The organism is Bacillus sp. EKM202B (assembly GCF_011066025.1).
GTDB lineage: Bacteria > Bacillota > Bacilli > Bacillales > Bacillaceae_G > Bacillus_A > Bacillus_A toyonensis.
This window is the reverse complement of sequence record NZ_JAAMNK010000028.1, coordinates 1-22598: the sequence shown is the minus strand read 5'-3', so window position 1 is coordinate 22598 and position 22598 is coordinate 1. Positions and strand designations below refer to the sequence as shown.

At 38.9% G+C, this 22598-nt stretch carries 39 protein-coding genes; 37 read left to right on the top strand and 2 right to left on the bottom strand.

Annotated elements, in window-relative coordinates; all coding sequences use genetic code 11:
* Positions 1 to 21 precede the first annotated feature (21 nt).
* The 35 genes from rplB (at position 22) to G9F74_RS23865 (ending at position 19698) form a co-directional block, all read left to right on the top strand.
* Positions 22 to 852, top strand: coding sequence for a 50S ribosomal protein L2 (gene rplB, locus G9F74_RS24035; RefSeq protein ID WP_000511583.1), 831 nt, complete (start codon positions 22 to 24; stop codon positions 850 to 852).
* A gap of 60 nt (positions 853 to 912) precedes the next feature.
* On the top strand, positions 913 to 1191 hold the full coding sequence (gene rpsS, locus G9F74_RS24030) for a 30S ribosomal protein S19 (RefSeq protein WP_000124454.1): 279 nt from the start codon (positions 913 to 915) through the stop codon (positions 1189 to 1191).
* A gap of 17 nt (positions 1192 to 1208) precedes the next feature.
* Positions 1209 to 1550, top strand: a complete 342-nt coding sequence (gene rplV, locus G9F74_RS24025; RefSeq protein WP_001148024.1) for a 50S ribosomal protein L22 — start codon at positions 1209 to 1211, stop codon at positions 1548 to 1550.
* A 3-nt stretch (positions 1551 to 1553) separates the two neighbouring features.
* Positions 1554 to 2213, top strand: a complete 660-nt coding sequence (rpsC, locus tag G9F74_RS24020; RefSeq protein WP_000529958.1) for a 30S ribosomal protein S3 — start codon at positions 1554 to 1556, stop codon at positions 2211 to 2213.
* A 1-nt stretch (position 2214) separates the two neighbouring features.
* The gene (gene rplP / locus G9F74_RS24015; RefSeq protein ID WP_000928969.1) at positions 2215 to 2649 is read left to right on the top strand and encodes a 50S ribosomal protein L16; all 435 of its coding nucleotides are present in this window, start codon (positions 2215 to 2217) and stop codon (positions 2647 to 2649) included.
* Positions 2639 to 2839: a 50S ribosomal protein L29 gene (gene rpmC / locus G9F74_RS24010; RefSeq protein WP_000855718.1), complete on the top strand. Its 201-nt coding sequence runs from the start codon at positions 2639 to 2641 to the stop codon at positions 2837 to 2839. Before rplP ends, rpmC begins: the two co-directional genes overlap by 11 nt.
* A 20-nt stretch (positions 2840 to 2859) precedes the next feature.
* The gene (gene rpsQ, locus G9F74_RS24005) at positions 2860 to 3123 is read left to right on the top strand and encodes a 30S ribosomal protein S17 (RefSeq protein WP_000004106.1); all 264 of its coding nucleotides are present in this window, start codon (positions 2860 to 2862) and stop codon (positions 3121 to 3123) included.
* A gap of 43 nt (positions 3124 to 3166) precedes the next feature.
* The gene (rplN, locus tag G9F74_RS24000) at positions 3167 to 3535 is read left to right on the top strand and encodes a 50S ribosomal protein L14 (protein WP_000615912.1); all 369 of its coding nucleotides are present in this window, start codon (positions 3167 to 3169) and stop codon (positions 3533 to 3535) included.
* A gap of 38 nt (positions 3536 to 3573) precedes the next feature.
* Complete coding sequence (gene rplX / locus G9F74_RS23995; RefSeq protein WP_000558200.1) at positions 3574 to 3885, top strand: 50S ribosomal protein L24; 312 nt, start codon at positions 3574 to 3576, stop codon at positions 3883 to 3885.
* A gap of 26 nt (positions 3886 to 3911) precedes the next feature.
* Positions 3912 to 4451: a 50S ribosomal protein L5 gene (gene rplE / locus G9F74_RS23990; RefSeq protein ID WP_001080829.1), complete on the top strand. Its 540-nt coding sequence runs from the start codon at positions 3912 to 3914 to the stop codon at positions 4449 to 4451.
* A gap of 33 nt (positions 4452 to 4484) precedes the next feature.
* Positions 4485 to 4670 carry a 30S ribosomal protein S14 gene (rpsN, locus tag G9F74_RS23985; protein WP_001085700.1) on the top strand — a complete coding sequence of 62 codons (186 nt, stop codon included), beginning with the start codon at positions 4485 to 4487 and terminating at the stop codon, positions 4668 to 4670.
* 29 nt (positions 4671 to 4699) lie between these two features.
* Positions 4700 to 5098, top strand: coding sequence for a 30S ribosomal protein S8 (gene rpsH / locus G9F74_RS23980; protein ID WP_000245511.1), 399 nt, complete (start codon positions 4700 to 4702; stop codon positions 5096 to 5098).
* A gap of 32 nt (positions 5099 to 5130) precedes the next feature.
* Positions 5131 to 5670: a 50S ribosomal protein L6 gene (gene rplF, locus G9F74_RS23975; protein WP_000086552.1), complete on the top strand. Its 540-nt coding sequence runs from the start codon at positions 5131 to 5133 to the stop codon at positions 5668 to 5670.
* A gap of 31 nt (positions 5671 to 5701) precedes the next feature.
* Positions 5702 to 6064 (top strand): 50S ribosomal protein L18, encoded by a 363-nt coding sequence (gene rplR, locus G9F74_RS23970; RefSeq protein ID WP_000628818.1) that lies wholly within the window; start codon positions 5702 to 5704, stop codon positions 6062 to 6064.
* Positions 6065 to 6085: 21 nt separating this feature from the next.
* Positions 6086 to 6586 carry a 30S ribosomal protein S5 gene (gene rpsE, locus G9F74_RS23965; RefSeq protein WP_000554646.1) on the top strand — a complete coding sequence of 167 codons (501 nt, stop codon included), beginning with the start codon at positions 6086 to 6088 and terminating at the stop codon, positions 6584 to 6586.
* 13 nt (positions 6587 to 6599) lie between these two features.
* Complete coding sequence (gene rpmD / locus G9F74_RS23960; protein WP_001085231.1) at positions 6600 to 6782, top strand: 50S ribosomal protein L30; 183 nt, start codon at positions 6600 to 6602, stop codon at positions 6780 to 6782.
* A gap of 33 nt (positions 6783 to 6815) precedes the next feature.
* Positions 6816 to 7256 carry a 50S ribosomal protein L15 gene (gene rplO, locus G9F74_RS23955; RefSeq protein WP_000766083.1) on the top strand — a complete coding sequence of 147 codons (441 nt, stop codon included), beginning with the start codon at positions 6816 to 6818 and terminating at the stop codon, positions 7254 to 7256.
* Positions 7256 to 8557, top strand: coding sequence for a preprotein translocase subunit SecY (secY, locus tag G9F74_RS23950; RefSeq protein WP_000490120.1), 1302 nt, complete (start codon positions 7256 to 7258; stop codon positions 8555 to 8557). Before rplO ends, secY begins: the two co-directional genes overlap by 1 nt.
* Positions 8558 to 8611: 54 nt before the next feature.
* Complete coding sequence (locus G9F74_RS23945; protein ID WP_001048990.1) at positions 8612 to 9262, top strand: adenylate kinase; 651 nt, start codon at positions 8612 to 8614, stop codon at positions 9260 to 9262.
* The gene (map, locus tag G9F74_RS23940; protein WP_000582534.1) at positions 9262 to 10008 is read left to right on the top strand and encodes a type I methionyl aminopeptidase; all 747 of its coding nucleotides are present in this window, start codon (positions 9262 to 9264) and stop codon (positions 10006 to 10008) included. The genes G9F74_RS23945 and map overlap by 1 nt, the downstream gene beginning before the upstream one ends.
* 68 nt (positions 10009 to 10076) lie before the next feature.
* A complete protein-coding gene (gene infA / locus G9F74_RS23935; RefSeq protein WP_001029884.1) occupies positions 10077 to 10295 on the top strand; it encodes a translation initiation factor IF-1 in 219 nt (72 codons plus the stop codon).
* 35 nt (positions 10296 to 10330) lie between these two features.
* Positions 10331 to 10444 carry a 50S ribosomal protein L36 gene (gene rpmJ, locus G9F74_RS23930; protein ID WP_000868344.1) on the top strand — a complete coding sequence of 38 codons (114 nt, stop codon included), beginning with the start codon at positions 10331 to 10333 and terminating at the stop codon, positions 10442 to 10444.
* A gap of 21 nt (positions 10445 to 10465) precedes the next feature.
* Positions 10466 to 10831 carry a 30S ribosomal protein S13 gene (gene rpsM, locus G9F74_RS23925; RefSeq protein WP_000090793.1) on the top strand — a complete coding sequence of 122 codons (366 nt, stop codon included), beginning with the start codon at positions 10466 to 10468 and terminating at the stop codon, positions 10829 to 10831.
* A gap of 24 nt (positions 10832 to 10855) precedes the next feature.
* Complete coding sequence (gene rpsK, locus G9F74_RS23920; protein ID WP_000101797.1) at positions 10856 to 11245, top strand: 30S ribosomal protein S11; 390 nt, start codon at positions 10856 to 10858, stop codon at positions 11243 to 11245.
* Between the two features lie 181 nt (positions 11246 to 11426).
* A complete protein-coding gene (locus G9F74_RS23915) occupies positions 11427 to 12371 on the top strand; it encodes a DNA-directed RNA polymerase subunit alpha (RefSeq protein ID WP_000569643.1) in 945 nt (314 codons plus the stop codon).
* 35 nt (positions 12372 to 12406) lie between these two features.
* Positions 12407 to 12769, top strand: coding sequence for a 50S ribosomal protein L17 (rplQ, locus tag G9F74_RS23910; protein WP_000331490.1), 363 nt, complete (start codon positions 12407 to 12409; stop codon positions 12767 to 12769).
* Between the two features lie 103 nt (positions 12770 to 12872).
* Positions 12873 to 13715 carry an energy-coupling factor ABC transporter ATP-binding protein gene (locus G9F74_RS23905; RefSeq protein ID WP_000711788.1) on the top strand — a complete coding sequence of 281 codons (843 nt, stop codon included), beginning with the start codon at positions 12873 to 12875 and terminating at the stop codon, positions 13713 to 13715.
* Positions 13691 to 14572, top strand: coding sequence for an energy-coupling factor ABC transporter ATP-binding protein (locus G9F74_RS23900; RefSeq protein WP_000406524.1), 882 nt, complete (start codon positions 13691 to 13693; stop codon positions 14570 to 14572). Before G9F74_RS23905 ends, G9F74_RS23900 begins: the two co-directional genes overlap by 25 nt.
* On the top strand, positions 14560 to 15354 hold the full coding sequence (locus G9F74_RS23895; RefSeq protein WP_001186520.1) for an energy-coupling factor transporter transmembrane component T family protein: 795 nt from the start codon (positions 14560 to 14562) through the stop codon (positions 15352 to 15354). The genes G9F74_RS23900 and G9F74_RS23895 overlap by 13 nt, the downstream gene beginning before the upstream one ends.
* Before the next feature lie 14 nt (positions 15355 to 15368).
* Complete coding sequence (gene truA, locus G9F74_RS23890; protein WP_016107363.1) at positions 15369 to 16112, top strand: tRNA pseudouridine(38-40) synthase TruA; 744 nt, start codon at positions 15369 to 15371, stop codon at positions 16110 to 16112.
* A 152-nt stretch (positions 16113 to 16264) separates the two neighbouring features.
* Positions 16265 to 16702, top strand: a complete 438-nt coding sequence (gene rplM / locus G9F74_RS23885) for a 50S ribosomal protein L13 (RefSeq protein WP_001260795.1) — start codon at positions 16265 to 16267, stop codon at positions 16700 to 16702.
* 21 nt (positions 16703 to 16723) lie between these two features.
* Positions 16724 to 17116: a 30S ribosomal protein S9 gene (rpsI, locus tag G9F74_RS23880; protein WP_000079986.1), complete on the top strand. Its 393-nt coding sequence runs from the start codon at positions 16724 to 16726 to the stop codon at positions 17114 to 17116.
* 162 nt (positions 17117 to 17278) lie between these two features.
* Positions 17279 to 17707: a DUF2521 family protein gene (locus G9F74_RS23875; RefSeq protein WP_001101001.1), complete on the top strand. Its 429-nt coding sequence runs from the start codon at positions 17279 to 17281 to the stop codon at positions 17705 to 17707.
* A 66-nt stretch (positions 17708 to 17773) separates the two neighbouring features.
* Positions 17774 to 18487 (top strand): N-acetylmuramoyl-L-alanine amidase CwlD, encoded by a 714-nt coding sequence (cwlD, locus tag G9F74_RS23870; RefSeq protein ID WP_000822443.1) that lies wholly within the window; start codon positions 17774 to 17776, stop codon positions 18485 to 18487.
* 143 nt (positions 18488 to 18630) lie between these two features.
* Positions 18631 to 19698: an Mrp/NBP35 family ATP-binding protein gene (locus G9F74_RS23865; RefSeq protein WP_000256618.1), complete on the top strand. Its 1068-nt coding sequence runs from the start codon at positions 18631 to 18633 to the stop codon at positions 19696 to 19698.
* Between the two features lie 55 nt (positions 19699 to 19753).
* Here the strand turns inward: G9F74_RS23865 and gerD are convergent, their stop codons facing one another.
* Positions 19754 to 20371, bottom strand: coding sequence for a spore germination lipoprotein GerD (gene gerD, locus G9F74_RS23860; protein WP_000821768.1), 618 nt, complete (start codon positions 20369 to 20371; stop codon positions 19754 to 19756).
* 139 nt (positions 20372 to 20510) lie between these two features.
* Between gerD and kbaA the strand changes: the two genes are divergently transcribed.
* Positions 20511 to 21122 (top strand): KinB signaling pathway activation protein KbaA, encoded by a 612-nt coding sequence (kbaA, locus tag G9F74_RS23855; protein WP_001088535.1) that lies wholly within the window; start codon positions 20511 to 20513, stop codon positions 21120 to 21122.
* A gap of 128 nt (positions 21123 to 21250) precedes the next feature.
* Here the strand turns inward: kbaA and pdaB are convergent, their stop codons facing one another.
* Entirely contained in the window at positions 21251 to 22015 is a 765-nt protein-coding gene (gene pdaB / locus G9F74_RS23850; protein ID WP_000464721.1) for a polysaccharide deacetylase family sporulation protein PdaB, read from the bottom strand.
* Between the two features lie 184 nt (positions 22016 to 22199).
* Between pdaB and G9F74_RS23845 the strand changes: the two genes are divergently transcribed.
* Complete coding sequence (locus G9F74_RS23845) at positions 22200 to 22418, top strand: hypothetical protein (protein ID WP_000901142.1); 219 nt, start codon at positions 22200 to 22202, stop codon at positions 22416 to 22418.
* Positions 22419 to 22598 lie beyond the last annotated feature (180 nt).

The following is a 22598-nucleotide window of genomic DNA, read 5'->3' as shown; positions in this document are numbered from 1 at the left end:
TAAAGAAGGAGGGAAATTGAGATGGGAATTAAAAAGTATAATCCAACTACTAACGGTCGTCGTAATATGACTACGAATGATTTCGCTGAAATCACGACTGACAGACCCGAAAAGTCATTACTTGCTCCTTTAAGCAAGAAGGCGGGTCGTAATAACCAAGGTAAAATTACTGTACGTCATCAAGGTGGCGGACATAAGCGTCAATACCGTATCATCGACTTTAAGCGTAACAAAGATGGAATTCCAGGACGCGTTGCTACGATCGAATACGATCCAAACCGCTCTGCGAATATCGCATTAATTAACTACGTTGACGGTGAAAAACGTTACATTCTTGCTCCTAAATCTTTAGAAGTAGGTATGGAAGTTATGTCTGGCCCAGAAGCTGACATTAAAATCGGTAACGCATTACCATTAATCAACATTCCAGTAGGTACTGTTGTTCATAACATCGAGCTTAAGCCTGGTCGTGGCGGACAATTAGTTCGTTCTGCTGGTACATCTGCTCAAGTACTTGGTAAAGAAGGTAAATACGTACTTGTACGTTTAACTTCTGGTGAAGTACGTCTTGTATTATCTGCTTGTCGCGCTTCAATCGGTCAAGTTGGTAACGAACAACACGAACTTATCAAAATCGGTAAAGCAGGTCGCTCTCGCTGGTTAGGTAAACGCCCAACAGTTCGTGGTTCTGTAATGAACCCGGTTGATCACCCACACGGTGGTGGTGAAGGACGTTCTCCAATCGGACGTAAGTCTCCAATGTCTCCATGGGGTAAACCAACTCTTGGATTCAAGACTCGTAAGAAAAATAAAGCGTCTGATAAATTTATCGTTCGTCGTCGTAAAAAATAATGGGATTGTAGTACGGTTCATTTCTAGAACCGTACGCCAATCACGAAGGGAGGCACCAAAATGGCTCGTAGCTTAAAAAAAGGACCATTTGTCGATGATCACTTAATGAGCAAAATGGAAAAATTAGTTGCATCTGAGCAAAAACAAGTTGTTAAAACTTGGTCTCGCCGTTCAACAATCTTCCCTCAGTTCATCGGACACACAATCGCTGTATATGATGGTCGTAAACACGTACCTGTGTACATCACTGAGGATATGGTTGGCCATAAGTTAGGTGAATTCGCACCAACTCGTACGTATAAAGGTCACCTTGCTGACGATAAGAAAACTAGAAGATAATGAGAGGAGGCACTTCAATGCAAGCTAAAGCAGTAGCGAGAACAGTTCGTATTGCTCCTCGTAAAGTTCGTTTAGTAGTAGACTTAATCCGAGGTAAGCAAGTGGGTGAAGCGATTGCTATCCTTAACCACACACCAAAAACTGCTTCTCCAGTTGTAGAAAAAGTTTTAAAATCTGCAATCGCAAATGCAGAGCACAATTATGAGATGGATATTAACAACCTAGTTGTTGAAAAAGTTTTCGTTGACGAAGGTCCAACGTTGAAACGTTTCCGTCCACGTGCAATGGGTCGTGCAAGCCAAATTAACAAACGCACAAGCCACATCACAGTTGTGGTATCAGAAAAGAAGGAGGGATAATCGATGGGTCAAAAGGTTAATCCAATTGGTCTTCGTGTCGGTGTTATCCGTGACTGGGAATCTCGTTGGTTCGCTGAGAAAGATTACGCTACATTATTACATGAAGACATCAAAATCCGTGAGTACATTACTGTACGCTTAAAAGATTCTGCTGTTGCTAAAGTAGAAATCGAACGTGCAGCAAATCGTGTAAATGTTACAATTCACACTGCAAAACCTGGTATGGTAATTGGTAAAGGTGGTACTGAAGTTGAAGCACTTCGTAAAGCTCTTAACCAATTAACAGGCAAGCGTGTACACATCAACATTTTAGAAGTTAAGAGAGCTGATCTTAACGCTAAATTAGTAGGCGAAAACATCGCTCGTCAATTAGAAAACCGTGTATCATTCCGTCGTGCACAAAAGCAAGTTATTCAACGTGCTATGCGTGCAGGTGCTAAAGGTATTAAAACACAGGTTTCTGGTCGTCTTGGCGGAGCTGATATCGCTCGTGCAGAATCTTACAGTGAAGGAACTGTTCCACTTCATACACTTCGCGCTGATATTGACTATGCAGCAGTTGAAGCTGATACAACATACGGTAAATTAGGCGTAAAAGTATGGATCTACCGTGGAGAAGTCCTTCCTACAAAAAAGAAAGCTTCTGAGGAAGGAGGAAAATAATATGTTAATGCCAAAACGCGTAAAATATCGTAGAGAGCATCGTGGTAAAATGCGTGGTCGTGCAAAAGGTGGAACTGAAATTGCTTTCGGTGAATTCGGTTTACAAGCACAAGCTGCTTCATGGATTACAAACCGTCAAATCGAAGCTGCTCGTCGTGCAATGACTCGTTACATGAAACGTGGCGGTAAAGTATGGATTAAAATTTTCCCTTCTAAGCCTTACACTGCAAAACCTCTAGAAGTACGTATGGGTTCCGGTAAAGGGGCACCAGAAGGCTGGGTAGCAGTAGTAAAACCTGGGAAAATTATGTTCGAAATCGCGGGTGTATCTGAAGAGGTAGCACGCGAAGCATTACGTCTTGCAGCTCACAAGTTACCTGTGAAATGTAAATTCGTAAAACGTGAAGAAAATGGTGGTGAATCTAATGAAAACTAATGATATTCGTGAATTAACCACTGCCGAAATCGAAACAAAAGTTAAAGCTTTAAAGGAAGAGTTGTTTAATCTTCGCTTCCAACTTGCTACAGGACAATTAGAGAATCCAACTCGCATTCGTGAAGTGCGTAAAGCAATTGCTCGTATGAAAACTGTAGTTCGTGAAAGAGAGATCGGAATTAATCGATAAATTGAGGGGAGGTTTGCATAGTGAGCGAACGTAACCAACGCAAAGTTTATACTGGTCGTGTAGTGTCTGACAAAATGGACAAAACGATTACAGTTTTAGTTGAAACTTACAAAACTCATTCCTTGTACGGAAAACGTGTTAAGTATTCTAAGAAGTACAAAGCCCATGATGAGCAAAACCAAGCGAAACTTGGCGATATCGTTAAAATCATGGAAACTCGCCCGCTTTCTGCTACTAAGCGTTTCCGTTTAGTTGAAATCGTTGAAGAAGCGGTTATTATCTAAATAGACGAATCGGAATTTTTAGTCCGAAGGGAGGTTTCATAACATGATCCAACAAGAATCTCGTTTGAAAGTTGCTGACAACTCTGGTGCACGTGAACTTTTAACAATTAAAGTATTAGGCGGCTCTGGTCGTAAATATGCTAACATTGGTGATATTATCGTTGCTACGGTAAAACAAGCAACACCAGGTGGCGTTGTTAAAAAAGGTGACGTTGTTAAAGCAGTAGTAGTACGTACGAAGAGCGGAGCTCGTCGTCCGGACGGTTCTTACATCAAATTTGATGAAAACGCAGCGGTTATCATTAAAGACGATAAGAGCCCACGTGGTACTCGTATCTTCGGACCAGTAGCTCGTGAATTACGTGATAGCAACTTCATGAAGATCGTTTCTTTAGCTCCAGAAGTTCTATAATTTAAGGTATTGCCTTGCTAAGGAGGTGCAGAATTAAGATGCATGTAAAAAAAGGTGATAAAGTACAGGTAATCACTGGTAAAGACAAAGGAAAACAAGGCGTTATCCTTGTGGCTTTCCCAAAGCAAAACCGTGTTATCGTTGAGGGTGTCAATATCGTTAAGAAGCACTCTAAGCCATCTCAATTAAATCCACAAGGTGGAATTATTACTAAAGAAGCACCTATTCACGTTTCTAACGTTATGATTTTAGATCCGAAAACAGGTGAACCTACTCGTGTAGGCTTCAAAGTAGAAGATGGTAAAAAAGTTCGTATTGCAAAAAAATCTGGTGAATTATTAGATAAATAATTTTCTTAAGAAAGGAGGTCACTTCATTGAATCGCCTTAAAGAGAAGTTCCAAAAGGAAATTACTCCTGCTCTAGTGAGCAAGTTTAACTATAAATCTGTGATGGAAGTACCGAAAATCGAAAAGATCGTAATCAACACTGGTGTTGGTGACGCGGTATCTAACTCAAAAGCTTTAGACAATGCAGTAGAAGAATTAACACAAATCGCAGGTCAAAAACCTGTTGTAACTCGTGCTAAAAAATCAATCGCTGGTTTCCGTCTTCGTGAAGGTATGCCAATCGGTGCGAAAGTAACTTTACGCGGCGAGCAAATGTATGAGTTCTTCGACAAATTAGTGTCAGTTTCTTTACCACGTGTACGTGATTTCCGTGGTGTTTCTAAGAAATCATTCGATGGTCGTGGGAACTACACATTAGGTGTTAAAGAGCAACTTATCTTCCCTGAGATCGATTATGATAAAGTAAGCAAAGTCCGCGGTATGGACATCGTAATCGTTACTACAGCGAAAACTGATGAAGAAGCTCGTGAACTTTTAACACAATTCGGTATGCCATTCCAAAAATAATGGAAGCCAACGCTAAGTAGAGGAGGCGAAAACGTGGCTAAAAAATCTATGATAGCGAAACAAAAGCGTACTCCTAAGTTTAAAGTACAAGAGTATACACGTTGCGAACGCTGCGGTCGTCCGCATTCTGTATACCGCAAATTTAAACTTTGCCGTATTTGTTTCCGTGAACTTGCATATAAAGGTCAAATTCCTGGTGTTAAAAAAGCTAGTTGGTAAAACCCACAAATGGGAAGGAGGTAAAACACATGGTGATGACAGATCCAATTGCAGACATGCTTACTCGCATCCGTAATGCGAACATGGTACGTCATGAGAAATTAGAGGTTCCTGCTTCTAAAATCAAAAAAGAGATCGCTGAACTTTTAAAACGTGAAGGTTTCATTCGTGATGTAGAATACATCGAGGATAACAAACAAGGTATCCTTCGTATTTTCCTGAAATATGGTGCAAACAATGAACGTGTAATCACTGGATTAAAACGTATCAGTAAACCTGGCTTACGCGTTTACGCTAAAGCTGATGAAGTACCACGTGTACTTAACGGATTAGGTATCGCTCTTGTTTCTACATCTAAGGGAGTAATGACAGACAAAGATGCTCGTCAATTACAAACTGGTGGAGAAGTAGTAGCATACGTTTGGTAATATATATTTAAAACGAACGGAGGTGTGACCACATGTCTCGTATTGGTAAAAAGATTCTTGAAATCCCTGCAGGTGTTACTATTACAATTGCAGAAGACAATACTGTAACAGTAAAAGGCCCTAAAGGTGAATTAACTCGTAAATTCAATGCTGATATGTCTATCAAAATTGAAGAAAATACACTAACAGTTGAGCGTCCATCTGAACAGAAGGAACACCGTGCATTACACGGTACAACTCGTGCTTTAATCGGAAACATGGTTGAAGGTGTAACTACAGGTTTCGCACGCGGACTTGAATTAGTCGGTGTTGGTTACCGTGCTCAAAAACAAGGAGATAAACTTGTATTAAGCGTAGGTTATTCTCATCCAGTAGAAATGACTCCGGAAGCAGGTATCGAAGTTGAAGTACCTGCACCAACTAAAATCGTAATTAAAGGTATCGACAAGCAACGTGTTGGCGAATTTGCTGCTAACATCCGTGCTGTACGTGCTCCTGAGCCATATAAAGGTAAAGGTATTCGTTACGAAGGCGAAGTTGTTCGTCGTAAAGAAGGTAAAACTGCTAAGTAAACCCGTTAGGTGAGAGAAAGGAGTGACAAGAATGATCACTAAAGCTGATAAAAATGCGACTCGTAAGAAAAGACATGCACGTGTACGTGCTAAACTTACTGGTACTGCAGAACGTCCACGTTTAAACGTGTTCCGTTCTAACCAACATATTTACGCTCAAGTTATTGATGATGTGAATGGTGTAACGTTAGTAAGTGCATCTACTCTTGATAAAGACCTTGCTCTTAACGGTACTAGCAATACTGAAGCTGCTACGAAAGTTGGAGAATCAGTTGCTAAGCGTGCTGTAGAGAAAGGCGTTAAAGAAGTAGTATTCGATCGCGGTGGTTACTTATACCATGGCCGTGTTAAAGCTCTAGCTGAAGCTGCTCGTGAGGCTGGATTACAATTTTAATGGTCAAAGGAGGGAAAATTGATGCATCGCATTGACCCAAGTAAATTAGAACTTGAAGAACGTGTAGTTACGATAAATCGTGTCGCGAAAGTTGTTAAGGGTGGTCGTCGTTTCCGCTTTGCTGCACTAGTTGTAGTTGGCGATAAAAACGGTCATGTTGGATTCGGTACTGGTAAAGCACAAGAGGTACCAGACGCAATTCGCAAAGCTATCGAAGACGCTAAGAAAAACTTAATCGCTGTACCATTAGTTGGTACAACAATTCCACACACAATCAACGGTCATTTTGGAGCTGGTGAAGTATTCTTAAAACCTGCTGCTGAAGGTACTGGTGTTATTGCTGGTGGACCTGTTCGTGCGGTACTTGAATTAGCTGGTGTACAAGATATTCTTTCGAAATCTCTTGGTTCTAACACACCAATCAACATGATTCGCGCTACTGTGAACGGATTAAGCGAACTTAAGCGCGCTGAAGATGTTGCAAAATTACGCGGTAAATCTGTAGAAGAGCTACTAGGTTAAGGAGGGAAAACAAATGGCGAAAAAGTTAGAAATTACCCTCACTCGTAGTGTAATTGGTCGTCCACAAGATCAACGTGCGACGGTAGAAGCTTTAGGTCTTAAAAAGTTGAATTCAACTGTAGTTAAGGAAGAAACTCCTGCTATTCTTGGTATGATCAACAAAGTTTCTCACCTTATAACTGTAAAAGAAGCTTAAGGATAACTCATTAATATAAGGAGGTGCCTGGGAATGAAACTTCATGAATTAAAACCTGCAGAAGGTTCTCGTAAAGTACGTAACCGTGTCGGTCGTGGTATCGGTTCTGGTAACGGTAAAACTGCTGGTAAAGGTCATAAAGGACAAAACGCACGTTCTGGTGGCGGTGTTCGTCTTGGCTTCGAAGGTGGTCAAACTCCATTATTCCGTCGTTTACCAAAACGCGGCTTCACAAACATTAACCGTAAAGAGTTTACTATTGTAAACTTATCAACGTTAAATCGTTTTGAAGATGGTACAGAAGTAACACCTGAATTATTGCTGGAAACTGGCGTTATCAGCAAGTTAAACGACGGTGTTAAAATTCTTGCAAGCGGAGCAGTAGAGAAAAAATTAACTGTTAAAGCGCACAAGTTCTCTTCAAGTGCTAAAGAAGCAATTGAAGCAGCTGGCGGATCAGTTGAGGTGATCTAATGTTTCGTACAATCTCCAACTTTATGCGCGTTGCTGAGATAAGACGTAAAATATTATTCACTTTAGCGATGTTAATCGTATTCAGGATTGGCACGTTTATCCCAGTGCCATTTACAAATGGAGACGTACTGAAAGCACAAGATCAATTAAATGCCTTAGGTATCCTAAATACATTTGGCGGTGGCGCCTTGAAAAACTTCTCCATCTTCGCGATGGGAATCATGCCGTATATTACAGCATCCATCATCGTGCAATTATTGCAGATGGATGTTGTTCCTAAATTTTCGGAATGGTCGAAGCAAGGTGAAATGGGCCGTCGTAAACTAACGCAATTCACGCGTTACTTTACAATTGTTCTTGCGTTTATTCAGGGGTTTGGTATGTCAATCGGTTTTAACGGTATGGTAGGTGGGCAATTAATTTTGAATCCTGGTTGGAGCACTTATTTATACATTGCTACGGTACTGACTGCTGGTACTGCATTTTTAATGTGGTTAGGTGAACAGATTACAGCTAAAGGTGTAGGTAATGGTATTTCCATCCTTATCTTTGGTGGTATTGCCGCAGCGATCCCAAGTGTTATATCTCAAGTGTATCAACAACAGTTTCAAAATATCGGAGATCAATTGTTCATGAGTATCGTTAAAGTTGTATTGATCTTACTAGCTGTGCTAGCGGTTATTGTTGGTGTTATTTTCATTCAACAGGCTGTTAGAAAGATCCCAATTCAATATGCGAAGCGTGTAACAGGAGCGAATGGGAATCATGCTGGAGCACAAAACACTCATTTACCACTTAAGGTAAATAGTGCGGGTGTTATTCCAGTCATTTTTGCTGTTTCATTCTTAATTACACCTCCAACTATTGCACAGTTCTTCCCGAAACATGATGTATCGCAGTGGATTATTGCAAACTTTAACTATTCTCACCCAGTGGGAATGATCATATATGTTGCGCTCATTGTAGCCTTCACATATTTCTATGCATTTGTTCAGGTTAATCCAGAGCAAATGTCAGAGAATCTAAATAAGCAAGGTGGATATGTTCCAGGTATTCGTCCGGGTAAGAATACGGAACAATATTTAACAAAAATCTTGTATCGTTTGACCTTTGTAGGATCAATTTTCCTAGCAGCGATTGCAATCTTACCAGTTATCTTTACGAAATTGGGAAATCTTCCTCCATCTGCACAGATCGGTGGAACGAGTATGTTAATCGTTGTCGGCGTTGCTTTGGAAACAATGAAGCAGCTAGAAAGCCAACTGGTAAAACGCCATTACAAAGGGTTTATCAAGCAATGAGTAAGTGGGAAGGCTTGTCTTCCCTACATGCTCATGTACTGAGGGGGAACAAGGATGAACTTAATTTTAATGGGGCTTCCTGGTGCTGGTAAAGGTACACAAGCCGAACAGATTGTTGCCAAGTATAACATCCCTCACATCTCAACAGGAGATATGTTCCGTGCAGCTATGAAGGCTGAAACTGAAATGGGTTTACAAGCAAAATCTTTTATTGATAAAGGTGCTCTTGTTCCAGATGAAGTTACAATCGGAATCGTTCGTGAACGTTTAAGTCAAGAAGACTGTGTAAAAGGATTCTTATTAGATGGTTTCCCACGAACTGTTGCACAAGCATCAGCTCTTGAAGAGATTATGAAAGATCTTGGCAAAAAAATCGACTATGTTTTAAACATTAATGTGGATTCAGGGTTGTTATTAAAACGCCTTACAGGCCGTCGCATTTGTAAAGAGTGCGGTGCGACTTATCACTTAGAATTCAATCCACCAGCAAACGCTGATGTGTGCGATAAATGTGGTGGCGATTTATATCAACGCTCTGATGACAATGAAGAAACTGTAGCAAATCGTTTAGATGTAAATATTAAGCAAACAAAACCTTTGCTTGATTTCTATGAGGAGCTTGGTTACTTGCAAAGCATTAATGGTGAGCAAGACATCAATAAAGTATTTGCTGATATCGATGTTCTCATCGGAGGCTTAGCGTAATGATCATCTGCAAAACTCCTCGCGAGATAGAAATCATGCGAGAAGCTGGCAGGATCGTTGCTTTAACTCATCAAGAGTTGAAACAGCATATTACTCCAGGAATTACAACGAAAGAGCTCGATCAAATAGCGGAAAAGACGATTCAAAAATATGGTGCTACGCCATCTTTTAAAGGATACAACGGATTTCCGGGGAGCATATGTGCTTCTGTAAATGAAGAGCTTGTACACGGAATTCCAGGGAAGCGAAAGCTCGAAGAGGGTGATATCATCAGTATCGATATTGGTGCGAAATACAATGGGTACCATGGAGATTCTGCATGGACGTATCCAGTTGGAAACATTTCTGAATCTGTTCAAAAGCTACTTGATGTCACAGAAAAATCGTTGTATCTTGGTTTAGAACAAGTAAAACCAGGCGAAAGATTATCAAATATCTCACATGCGGTTCAAACCCATGCTGAAGAGAACGGATTCTCGATCGTTAGGGAGTATGTTGGTCACGGAATCGGGCAAGACTTACATGAGGACCCTCAAATCCCGCACTATGGTCCTCCAAATAGAGGCCCTAGATTAAAGCCGGGAATGGTCATCTGTGTTGAGCCGATGGTGAATCAAGGAAGACGATATGTAAAAACACTATCTGATGACTGGACAGTGGTAACGGTAGATGGTAAATGGTGTGCCCATTTTGAGCACACGATTGCTCTTACAGAAGCAGGATACGAAATCCTTACCACTTTATAAGTAGCTGGCTCTCCGGAATTTCAGAGCAGTGTAAAATGTTACTGATTTGAAGAAGGGAGAACTATTGAATGGCTAAAGATGATGTAATTGAAGTCGAAGGTACCGTTCTTGAAACGTTGCCAAATGCTATGTTCAAAGTAGAATTAGAGAATGGGCATGTCGTATTGGCTCACGTTTCTGGTAAAATCCGTATGAACTTCATTCGTATTTTACCAGGAGACAAAGTTACGGTAGAATTATCTCCGTACGATTTAAATCGTGGTCGTATTACGTACCGTTTTAAATAATATAGCACTCCGTAATCTTTAAGGAGGTTCGAGACATGAAAGTAAGACCGTCAGTTAAACCAATCTGCGAAAAATGTAAAGTTATTCGTAGACGTGGAAAAGTAATGGTTATTTGTGAAAACCCTAAACATAAACAAAAACAAGGTTAATCAGAAGGAGGTGCATTCAGAATGGCACGTATCGCAGGTGTAGATATTCCTCGAGACAAACGCGTTGTTATTTCTTTAACTTACGTATTCGGCATTGGTCGCACAACTGCTGAAAAAATTCTTACTGAAGCTGGTATTTCTTCAGAAACACGAGTTCGTGATTTAACGGAAGACGAACTAGGACGTATCCGTGATGTTATCGATAGCATTAAAGTTGAGGGAGACCTTCGTCGTGAAGTATCTCTTAACATTAAACGTCTAATGGAGATCGGTTCTTACCGTGGTCTTCGTCACCGTCGTGGTTTACCAGTTCGTGGTCAAAACTCTAAAAACAATGCTCGTACACGTAAAGGTCCACGTCGTACAGTAGCAAATAAAAAGAAATAATAAGTAAAGGAGGTTGAACTAACAATGGCACGTAAAACAAACACTCGTAAAAAACGTGTGAAAAAGAATATTGAAGCTGGTATAGCTCATATTCGTTCTACTTTCAACAACACAATCGTAACACTTACAGATACTCATGGTAACGCACTTTCTTGGTCTAGTGCTGGTGCACTTGGTTTCCGTGGATCTCGTAAGTCTACTCCATTCGCTGCGCAAATGGCTGCTGAAGCTGCTGCTAAAGTTGCAATGGAGCACGGTTTAAAAACTTTAGAGGTTACTGTTAAAGGTCCTGGTGCTGGTCGTGAAGCTGCAATTCGTGCTCTTCAAGCTGCAGGTCTAGAAGTAACAGCAATTAGAGATGTTACTCCAGTTCCTCATAATGGATGTCGTCCACCAAAACGTCGTCGTGTGTAATTTTTCTGTATAGAATTTTCCCTTTTGTCTATAATGGATATGATGCATTATCGAGAAATTTCGTACAGAAACATCGCTTGTTGTGCACAATCGGGAACTGCCTAAGGGGGACTTTCGGTTAATCAAAGGGGTATACCTTTGTTTAACCGGGGTTTCGACGTTTTGAAGGAGGGTTTAGTTAATGATTGAAATCGAAAAGCCGAAAATCGAAACGGTTGAACTTAACGAAGATGCTAAATATGGTAAATTCGTAATTGAACCGCTTGAGCGTGGATATGGTACTACTTTGGGTAACTCCTTACGTCGTATTCTTTTATCCTCACTCCCTGGTGCCGCTGTTACTGCTATCCAAATCGATGGCGTATTACATGAATTTTCAACAGTTGAGGGCGTAGTAGAAGACGTTACGACGATCATCTTAAACTTGAAAAAGTTAGCTCTTAAAATCTACTCTGAAGAAGAGAAGACGTTGGAAATTGATGTGCAGGGCGAAGGTATTGTCACAGCTGCTGATATTACTCACGATAGTGATGTAGAAATCTTAAATCCAGATTTACACATTGCAACGTTAGCAAAGGATGCGCATTTCCGCGTGCGTTTAACTGCAAAGCGTGGCCGTGGGTATACGCCAGCTGATGCAAATAAAAGCGAAGATCAACCAATAGGAGTAATTCCTATTGATTCTATTTATACTCCAGTATCACGTGTAACTTACCAAGTGGAAAAGACACGTGTCGGACAAGTGGCTAATTATGATAAGCTTACGCTTGATGTATGGACGGATGGAAGCATCGGGCCAAAAGAAGCTATCTCTTTAGGGGCCAAAATCTTAACTGAGCATTTAAATATCTTTGTTGGTTTAACTGATGAAGCACAAAATGCTGAGATTATGGTCGAGAAGGAAGAAGATCAAAAAGAGAAAGTTCTTGAGATGACTATCGAAGAACTAGATCTTTCTGTTCGTTCTTATAATTGCCTAAAACGTGCAGGAATTAATACTGTACAAGAGCTTGCGAACAAAACAGAAGAAGATATGATGAAAGTTCGTAACTTAGGACGTAAATCCTTAGAAGAAGTTAAACATAAACTTGAGGAATTAGGTTTAGGTTTACGTAAAGACGACTGAGGATTTAAACCCATCAACAAAGGAGGGAACTACGAATGGCATACAGAAAATTAGGCCGTACAAGTGCGCAACGTAAAGCTATGTTACGTGATTTAGCTACTGATTTAATTATCAACGAGCGCATCCAAACGACAGAAACTCGTGCAAAAGAACTTCGTTCTGTAGTGGAAAAAATGATCACTTTAGGTAAACGCGGAGATCTTCACGCTCGTCGTCAAGCAGCAGCTTTCATTCGCAATGAAGTTGCTAACGCTGAGACTGGTCAAGATGCACTTCAAAAATTATTCGCTGATGTAGCTCCACGCTATGCTGAGCGCCAAGGCGGATACACTCGTATTGCAAAAATTGGTCCACGTCGCGGAGACGCAGCACCAATGGTAATTATCGAGTTAGTATAATGATAATTAAAAGGGCAGGACAGTTCTTTTCAAGTAACTGGTCATGGCCCTTTTTTTTTAAATATAAAAAAGGCTAACTTGGCGAAGGAAAGGGTGCCTTGTATTGAAAAAAGAGAAACTTCGGACAGAAAATGTATCATTTCAATATCCTGGGGCAGCCTCGTATGCATTAAAAGATGTTTCGTTTTCCTTATATGAAGGAGAATGGGTATCTGTTATCGGACAAAATGGTTCAGGTAAATCTACACTTGCAAAATTATTGAATGGTTTGTTTTTGCCGGAATCAGGGACAATTACTGTAAATGATACAATGGTTTTATCAGAAGAAACGGTATGGGATGTTCGAAAACAAATTGGAATGGTATTTCAAAATCCAGATAATCAATTTGTTGGAACGACAGTACAAGATGACGTTGTATTTGGCTTAGAAAATATCGGAATGCCAAGGGAACAGATGGTAGAAAGATTAGAACAAGCCCTGCGACTTGTCCGTATGGAAGATTTTCTTAATGATGAGCCCCATTCGTTATCTGGTGGGCAAAAGCAGCGAGTTGCAATAGCAGGTGTTTTAGCACTTCAGCCATCTATTTTAATACTAGATGAAGCAACGTCAATGTTAGACCCTCAAGGGAGACGTGAAGTAGTAGAAACGGTTAGACAGCTTGTTAATCAAAAAGGTATTACCGTATTATCAATTACGCACGATTTAGAAGAAGCGGCACAGTCAGACCGTGTCATTATTTTAAACAAGGGAGAAATATTAGAGGAAGGGACCCCAAAGCAAATTTTCAAGTCCTCTCATATGCTCCAAGAAATTGGGTTAGATGTACCTTTTTCAGTAAAAATAGCAGAATTATTAAAAAGAAGTGAAATTCTTTTGCAAAATACGCATCTTACAATGGAAAGTTTGGTGAACGAACTTTGGAGATTACATTCCAAAAAGTAGAACATCGTTATCAATATAAAACTCCATTTGAAAGACGCGCGCTTTATGATGTAGACGTGTCGTTTCCAAGTGGAGGCTATTATGCCATTATCGGTCATACTGGTTCAGGTAAGTCGACGATGATTCAACATTTAAATGGTTTATTGCAGCCGACAAATGGTACGGTTCAAATTGGTGAACATTTAATTTCAGCAGGGAAGAAAGAGAAGAAGCTTAAGCCACTACGAAAAAAAGTAGGGGTTGTCTTTCAGTTCCCAGAACATCAGTTATTTGAAGAAACAGTGGAGAAAGATATTTGTTTTGGGCCTACTAATTTCGGTTTATCTGAAGAAGTGGCAAAGCAAAAGGCAAAAGATGCCATTCAGCTTGTTGGATTGGATATAGAGTTATTAGCACGTTCTCCGTTTGAATTAAGCGGTGGGCAAATGAGGCGTGTTGCAATAGCGGGCGTACTTGCGATGGAACCCGAAGTACTTGTATTAGATGAACCTACAGCGGGGCTTGATCCGAAAGGACAGCACGAGCTTATGGAGATGTTTTATAGTTTGCATAAGGAGCAGGGGCTTACAGTCATTCTTGTTACCCATAATATGGAGGATGCCGCTAAGTATGCAGATCAAATTGTGGTCATGCATAAAGGAACGGTCTTTTTGCAAGGAAGTGCAGAGGAAGTATTTTCACATGCTGATGAACTAGAACAAATTGGTGTGGACCTTCCGATGTCTTTAAAGTATAAACGTGCAATTGAAGAGAAGTTTGGTATTTCAATTCCAAAGGCTACCTTATCTTTAGAGGATCTTACTCATGAAGTTGTACAGGTGTTACGAAAAGGTGGTCATGAATCATGCAGCAGTTGATTATTGGGAGATACATTCCAGGTAAGTCACTCATTCATCAACTTGATCCTCGTACGAAGCTGTTGATTGTCTTTTTATATGTATTTGTTGTTTTCTTAGCAAATAATGCGATTTCATATGGATTTTTATTTTTATATGCACTCATTGCTTTATTTTTTGCAAAAGTGCCGATTCGTTATGTACTTTCGGGCTTAAAACCAATTTTATGGATTTTTCTTTTTACATTTTTCCTGCATATCTTCACAACTAAAGAAGGGGATGTACTATTCCAGCTTGGTTGGTTTTCAATACATGAAAAGGGATTAGAGCAAGGGATATACATTTCTATACGATTCTTTGTTATTATTTTAATGACGACATTATTAACGTTAACAACGACACCTATTGAGATTACAGATGGTTTGGAGACGTTATTAAAGCCGTTGAAGCGTATAAAGGTTCCTGTTCATGAAATCGCATTAATGATGTCTATTTCTCTTCGTTTTATTCCGACATTAATGGATGAAACGAGTAAAATTATGAAAGCACAAGCGTCACGTGGTATTGATTTTGCTGGAGGTCCGATAAAAGATAGGATGAAGGCAATTATTTCACTACTCGTTCCACTTTTTATTAGTGCTTTTAAGCGTGCTGAGGATTTAGCAATTGCGATGGAAGCACGTGGATATCGAAATGGTGAAGGACGAACTAAATTTAGGCAACTACGCTGGAAAATGAGCGATACAGTAACAATTATAAGTTTACTTTGTCTAGCTTGTATTTTAGTATGGTTGCGATTGTAATGGAGAACGGAAAGATGGAAAGAATAAAATGTACAGTTGCATATGATGGCATGCATTTTTGTGGTTACCAAATTCAACCACAGCATCGTACTGTTCAACAAGAAATAGAGAAGGCATTACAGAAATTGCATAAGGGTGAACTTGTTCGTGTTCAGGCATCAGGCAGAACGGATTCTACCGTTCATGCGAAAGGACAAGTCATACACTTTGATACACCTTTGTCTCTTGAAGAGTGGCAATGGAATAATGCTTTAAACACAATGTTGCCAGATGATATTGTTATCAGGCAAGTAGAGAAGAAAACAGAAGAATTTCATGCACGTTACGGTGTTGAGAGAAAAGAATATCGTTATCGTGTATTATTATCAAAGACTGCGGATGTATTCCGTAGAAATTACGTATATCAATATCCATATCCGCTTGAAATAAACTCTATAAGAAAAGCGATTCCTTATTTTATTGGAACGCATGATTTCACTTCTTTTTGTTCGGCAAAAACTGACAAAAAAGATAAAGTGCGAACAATTTTTGAAATCGAGTTAATTGAGCAAGATGATGAATTAATTTTTCGTTTTGTAGGTAATGGATTTTTATATAATATGGTCAGAATTATTGTTGGTACGTTACTTAACGTAGGGCAAGGAAAGCTTGATCCTGATAGCATTCCAGAGATTTTAGCAAAACAAAATCGCCAGTTTGCTGGAAAGATGGCTCCAGGTCATGGACTTTACTTATGGCAAGTAAACTATAACAACTAATCCTGGTGTAACATTTGCTTGACATTAGAAACTCAAAAGTATATCATAACATATGGTATTGTTTCTAAAACCACGATTAGCCCCGGAAGGAAATCGTGTTTAAGATAAACAATAGATTTTTTCTATGGAAAAGATAACGAGGAGGGAAACACATGCGTACGACTTTTATGGCAAAAGCTAACGAAGTTGAGCGTAAATGGTATGTGGTTGATGCTGAAGGTCAAACTTTAGGTCGCCTATCTACTGAAGTAGCATCCATTTTACGTGGTAAAAACAAACCTACATTTACACCACACGTTGACACGGGTGATCATGTAATTATTATTAACGCTGAGAAAATTCATTTAACAGGTAATAAATTAAACGATAAAATTTACTACCGTCACACTAACCACCCAGGTGGACTTAAGCAAAGAACAGCTCTAGAAATGCGTACAAACTACCCTGTACAAATGTTAGAGCTTGCAATTAAAGGGATGCTTCCAAAAGGACGTTTAGGACGTCAAGTATCTAAGAAATTAAACGTGTATGCTGGAGCAGAGCATCCACACCAAGCACAAAAACCAGAAGTTTACGAACTTCGCGGATAATTAATTAAAGGAGGGCTTACTTTGGCACAGGTTCAATACTATGGCACTGGACGTCGTAAGAGTTCAGTAGCGCGCGTACGCCTAGTTCCAGGCGAAGGACGCGTTATCATTAACGGTCGTGATTTTGAAAACTATATCCCATTTGCTGCATTACGTGAAGTAGTTAAACAACCTCTAGTTGCAACAGAAACTTTAGGTAACTACGATGTACTTGTAAACGTAAATGGTGGTGGATACACTGGTCAAGCTGGTGCTATTCGTCACGGTATTTCTCGCGCTTTATTAAAAGCTGATCCAGAATACCGTCTAACACTAAAACGTGCAGGTCTATTAACTCGTGACGCACGTATGAAAGAGCGTAAAAAATACGGTCTTAAAGGCGCACGTCGTGCACCTCAGTTCTCAAAACGTTAATTTTTGCGAACTACAAACCTCAACCATTTTGGTTGGGGTTTTTTTATGTTTAATTCCTCTTATTTATTTTTGAAGTTTGGAATATTTTAGTGCTACCGTCCCGCGTATGCTTCTTCTTTAGAAGTTTAGACTAATACGTATTAGGGAGGTTTTATAAGTACTATGAATGTCATTGTCAGCTTAAAAGAAAAACAAAAAGAAAAGCAATTAAAATACGAGCGGAAGATGCTACGAGAATTATCATTAAAAACGTTGCGTTCAAATATTCGTGATGCCTTTCAGATGCAAGAGCTTCATCGTCAGTATGAAGATTACTGTATTGAACTAGGAATAGAATCTTATTTATTAGGAGCGAGATACAGTAAGTTTGGTTATTATGGCGAATCGTTCTTTGATGTGAAATATAGGGCTTTAGAAGAAGAGCAACAATTAACGGAAACACTATTTCAATTTTTAACGAGTATGACTATACGAGAAATTAAGTTAAAAGATGAGGAATTACTTTTTGAATCTTGTCAGCAGTTTATCGGATTGTGGTGGCAGGAAGGATATGAAAAAGGTGAAAGAAGATATCGTTTAAAGCTACATTAAGACAAGCATAAACTTTCCTCTTGTCCCATATAAGTAATTAGAGGGACTAGCTGGAGGAGGAAAGGTATGAAGAGAATTCGAATTATCTCTTTTGCGCTCGCTGCGGTTGTTTTGTTTTTTTTAGTCAAACAAGAATTTCAAATTACAAAATCGTGGCGAGCGTGGAATTTACCCTTATCAGGGAAAGTAATTGTATTAGACGCAGGGCATGGTGGACCAGACGGAGGAGCTGTTGGTGGAAAGGATATTATAGAAAAAGACATAACTCTTGAAATTACAAAAAAAGTGCAAGATTATTTGCAAGAGCAAGGTGCATTAGTTATTTTGACACGTGAAGGAGATTATGATTTAGCTAACAAAGATACAAAGTCGTACAGTAGACGTAAAGCAGAGGATTTAAGAAGACGTGTGGAGATTATTAATAAGCCAGATGTCGATTTCTTTGCAAGTATTCATTTAAATGCATTAACTAGTAGTGGTTCTAAAGGAGCACAAACGTTCTACTATCGTTCTTTAACTGAAAATGAACGTGCTGCGAAGTTTATACAAGCTGAATTGAGAACGAGTTTAGAAAATACGAACCGTTCTGCTAAAACGATTTCTCATGTGTATTTATTAAAGTATGCGAAAACACCAGGCGCTTTAATTGAAGCTGGATTTTTATCGAATGTGAACGAAAGGTATATGTTAAATTCGGAAAAATATCAGCAAAAGGTAGCGGCTGCCGTATATCGAGGTATATTGCGTTATTTCACGGAAAAAGGAAATCCTCCAGAATAAGGGGGATTTTTTGAGTTTCTCTCGTTAACGAAGTTTTCGGAAAATATGTTATACTGAAAATGTAAACGCATTTATTTCAAGGGTAAAGAGAGATAAATTCAATTAACATTACGTTATTTTTCATACAGGGGGCTGGGCTAATTATGGTAACGAAAGAGCAAGTAGTGGAAGCGTTAGAAGGGATTGTAGATCCGTTTTTACATAAAACGTTAAAAGAAACAAATGCAATTAAAGAGGTAACAGTCAAGCCGGAGAAGGAACATGTGAGTGTTAAAATTGCAATTGTAAAAACAGGTACTGCGGAACAAATGCAGTTGCAGTCGGGCATCGTAAAGTTAGTGAAGGAACTTGGGGCAGCAACAGTTGGACTTCGTTTTGCAGAATTTACAGAAGAGGAATTAGCTCAGTTTGTACCACCGCAAGAAGAAGAGCAAATTGAATCTTTATTGTCACCGAATTCAAAAACGACATTTTTAGCAGTTGCGAGTGGAAAAGGTGGAGTGGGAAAATCAACAGTCTCCGTTAACCTTGCCATTGCTTTAGCTCGTCTAGGGAAAAAAGTTGGTATCATTGATGCGGATATTTACGGTTTTAGTGTACCTGATATGATGGGGATAGAAAAACGTCCTATTGTAAGAGGAGATAAAATAATCCCAGTGGAGCGTCTAGGTGTAAAAGTAATCTCAATGGGATTCTTTGTGGAAGATAATGCACCGGTTATTTGGAGAGGACCTATGCTTGGGAAAATGTTAAATCATTTCTTCACAGAAGTAGAATGGGGTGATTTAGATTACTTAGTATTAGATTTACCGCCAGGTACAGGTGATGTTGCGCTAGACTTGCATTCCATGTTGCCGGCTTGTAAAGAGATTATAGTAACGACGCCTCATCCAACAGCGGCATTTGTAGCAGCGCGTGCTGGAGCGATGGCTTTGCGCACTGAACACAGTATTCTTGGTGTCGTTGAAAATATGGCGTATTTTGAAAGTAAAGTAACTGGTGAGAAGGAGTATGTATTTGGAAGAGGTGGAGGAGATAAATTAGCTGCCGAATTACAAACAGATGTAATAGGCCGCATTCCACTTCAACAACCTGATTGGAATAAAGAAGACTTCGCTCCTTCAGTATATGAAGATACGCATACAACGGGGATTATTTATCGCACGATAGCTGAAACAGTAATTGATAAAACAGCTGTCGCGCAAAAATAAAATAATAATGAGTGGACGATATATATTGTCCACTCACTATTATAGTTATTATTTTTTACTGTTGTTCCTTACTCCCGCTTTGGGAGCCACCTTCGCCACCTGCATCTTTTTTATCAGAGCCACCTTTTTCAGCCTTTTGCACACCTTTACTAATAATATCAATCATCTTAGCTTGGAAGAGTGGGCTTTCAGTAGTTTCTGTTAGTACTTGTTGTAAATATTGACGGTATTCTTTACTCTTCATTGTTTGCAACATCATTTTTTCTACTTCAGGGTTTTTCATGATCTCTATAACGCCTGCTTGGTATTCAGGGTCTTTTAGTAAGGTTTTCATTAAATTTGTTTGTTCTTTCCCCATACTTTTAGCGAATTTCGATGAGAACTCAGGGTCTTTAAAGAGCTTTTCCCAGAATTGCTGCCCTTTGTCGGATACCATTGCATCTTCAATCGTTTTCTTTACTACTGTTTCATCTAGTATGAGTGCTTGTTTCATTTTTTCATCAGTTAATACATCTTGAATGGCCTTCTTACCTTGATCAGTTTTTAAAATATCAACAATCATTTTCTTTGTTTGATCGTAATCTAATTCGGATTTCGTTTCTTTTCCTTGTGCACATGCTACAAGTGCAATAAGTAGAAAAGAAGAAACGAAAACGAGTAGTATCCGTTTCATAAGTTGGAACTCCTTTCAACACAGTTCTCTCTTTTTAATATAAATATCTTTAAGGAATTTATACATGAACATGGCTAGCTTTTTGAAATTGTCATTGATACAATTTAATTAGAAATATAAGGATAATGGGGGATGTGTTGTGAATAGCCGCAAGTGGGTACGACTATTTTTAACGACGTTGTTTCTTGGTGGAGTCAGCACGGTTATTATTGGGTTTGTTTTGGAGTGGGACAAGTACGATAAATTTTTTCAAAATTTCGACGCAAAGGAGATTCTAGCAGTTTCTTTCTGGTTGATGGGTGTAGGGTTTATTTTTAGTGTTATAAGTCAAATGGGATTCTTTGCCTATTTAACGATTCATCGTTTTGGACTAGGTATGTTCCGATCGTCATCTTTATGGAATGTAGTCCAGCTCTTCTTTATTGCATTCGTTTTATTCGATTTTGTGTATTTAAGATCTGTACTCATTGCAAATGGAGAAGTTTCATTAGGGAATAACATACTTGTTGCTGGAATATTATTTGTGTTTGGAGCGATTGTTGCTTATATAAAAAGTAAAGAAACAAATAAAAAAGCATTTGTGCCTGCCCTGTTCTTTATGGTTGTTGTAACAATTCTTGAATGGGTGCCAGCACTAAGGATTAATGATACAGATTGGTTATATTTAATGGTTATACCACTTTTATTATGTAATGCATATCAGTTACTTATATTACATCGTTTAATCGGAAAAACGAGTAAAGCTGCTTAATTGAAAAGTACTTTTGAATTTTTACGCAGCGATAGTTATACTACGAGAAATAGTGAGATGGAAATAGCTCTATTACCTTTCGATAAGGTAATAGAGCTATTTATGTGTAAAGGGTAGCAGAAAAGAAACTACTTCACATCTTCACTTTTCGTACTTGTGTTGGAAATGAGTTGTGATACGGATATTTGTTGATATCCGTCACTCTTTAACTTTTGTAGAAGTAGCGGTAAAGCTTTATTTGTTTGAAGAGCAGAATCAGATGCGTGTAATAAGACAATATCTCCACCCTTCAAATTATTAGAGACAGTGGAAACGATAGTATTTACACCTGGATTTTTCCAATCATTTGAATTATTACTCCAATGAACGACAGTGTATCCGAGCGATTCTGCGATTTTAAGAGTTGCTTTGTTGAATTCACCACTAGGTGGACGCAATAGCTTGACTTGTTTTACGCCAAGTTTCGTAAAAACATCTTGGGCTCGTAAAAGATCTCTTCTTATTTCATTTGGCTCTAGAGAAGTGTAAGACGTGTAATTATAACCCATACTACCGATTTCATGTCCATCTTTCATGATACGTTCGACGATATCGGGGTGTCTTTCGGCCCATGCAGCAGAAAGGAAGAAGGTTGCATTCTTAATTTCTCTTTCTTTGAGTGTCTCAAGGATTGGAATCGCTTTTTTGTCTCCCCAACTAATATCAAACGTGAACGCAACTTGTTTTTTAGCAGTATCTCCTTTGTAAATTACCTTAGGACCTGTAGCAGTTGAAAAAGCAGATTCATGTGAATATGTTTTTAAAAAGAGTAGCCATGCTGTAAATAAGGAAAGTATCACTATTAAGCTAATGTGTTTAAAAGTTCTTTTGCTCGTAATAAAAAAGAAAAACATAATATTACGCCCCTTTGTCCAATCCTTTTCAGTTACATATATGCTTTAAATATAAAAAAGAGAACAAGGGATTAATATCGTAATTGGTGGATATAATGAATGATAGGATTTTGATGATTTGTTTTTGATAAGTAAAAATGAGCGGAACTTGTATTGCTCTGTAAGGAATGATTGAGGTGATGATTTGCTTGGGCTTATGTTGACGAAAGAAGAGAAAAAAGAAATGGAATACATATTGAAGAGAGAGTTAGAGGAACTTTTATTTGATTTTGAAGATGAGCGTATTCATGAGGTTGTAAAAAAAGCGATGGAAGAAAGATATAAAATCATTTTTTGTTTATTTCGAAGAGTTGCTAACGCAGAAGAATGTATTCGTTATGTAAGAAAAAGAATTTTTTATTAAAAAGTGTTGACGTTAATGATTAGTATATGGTAAATTAATAAACGTCGCTGATGCGGAAACGCAGAAAACGACAAGAAAGAAATTGAAAAACTTAGTTGACATTGAAAAACGAAGATGTTAACATAAGGAAGTCGCAAATGAGCGACCAAGTAGTTCTTTGAAAACTGAACGAAACAAACA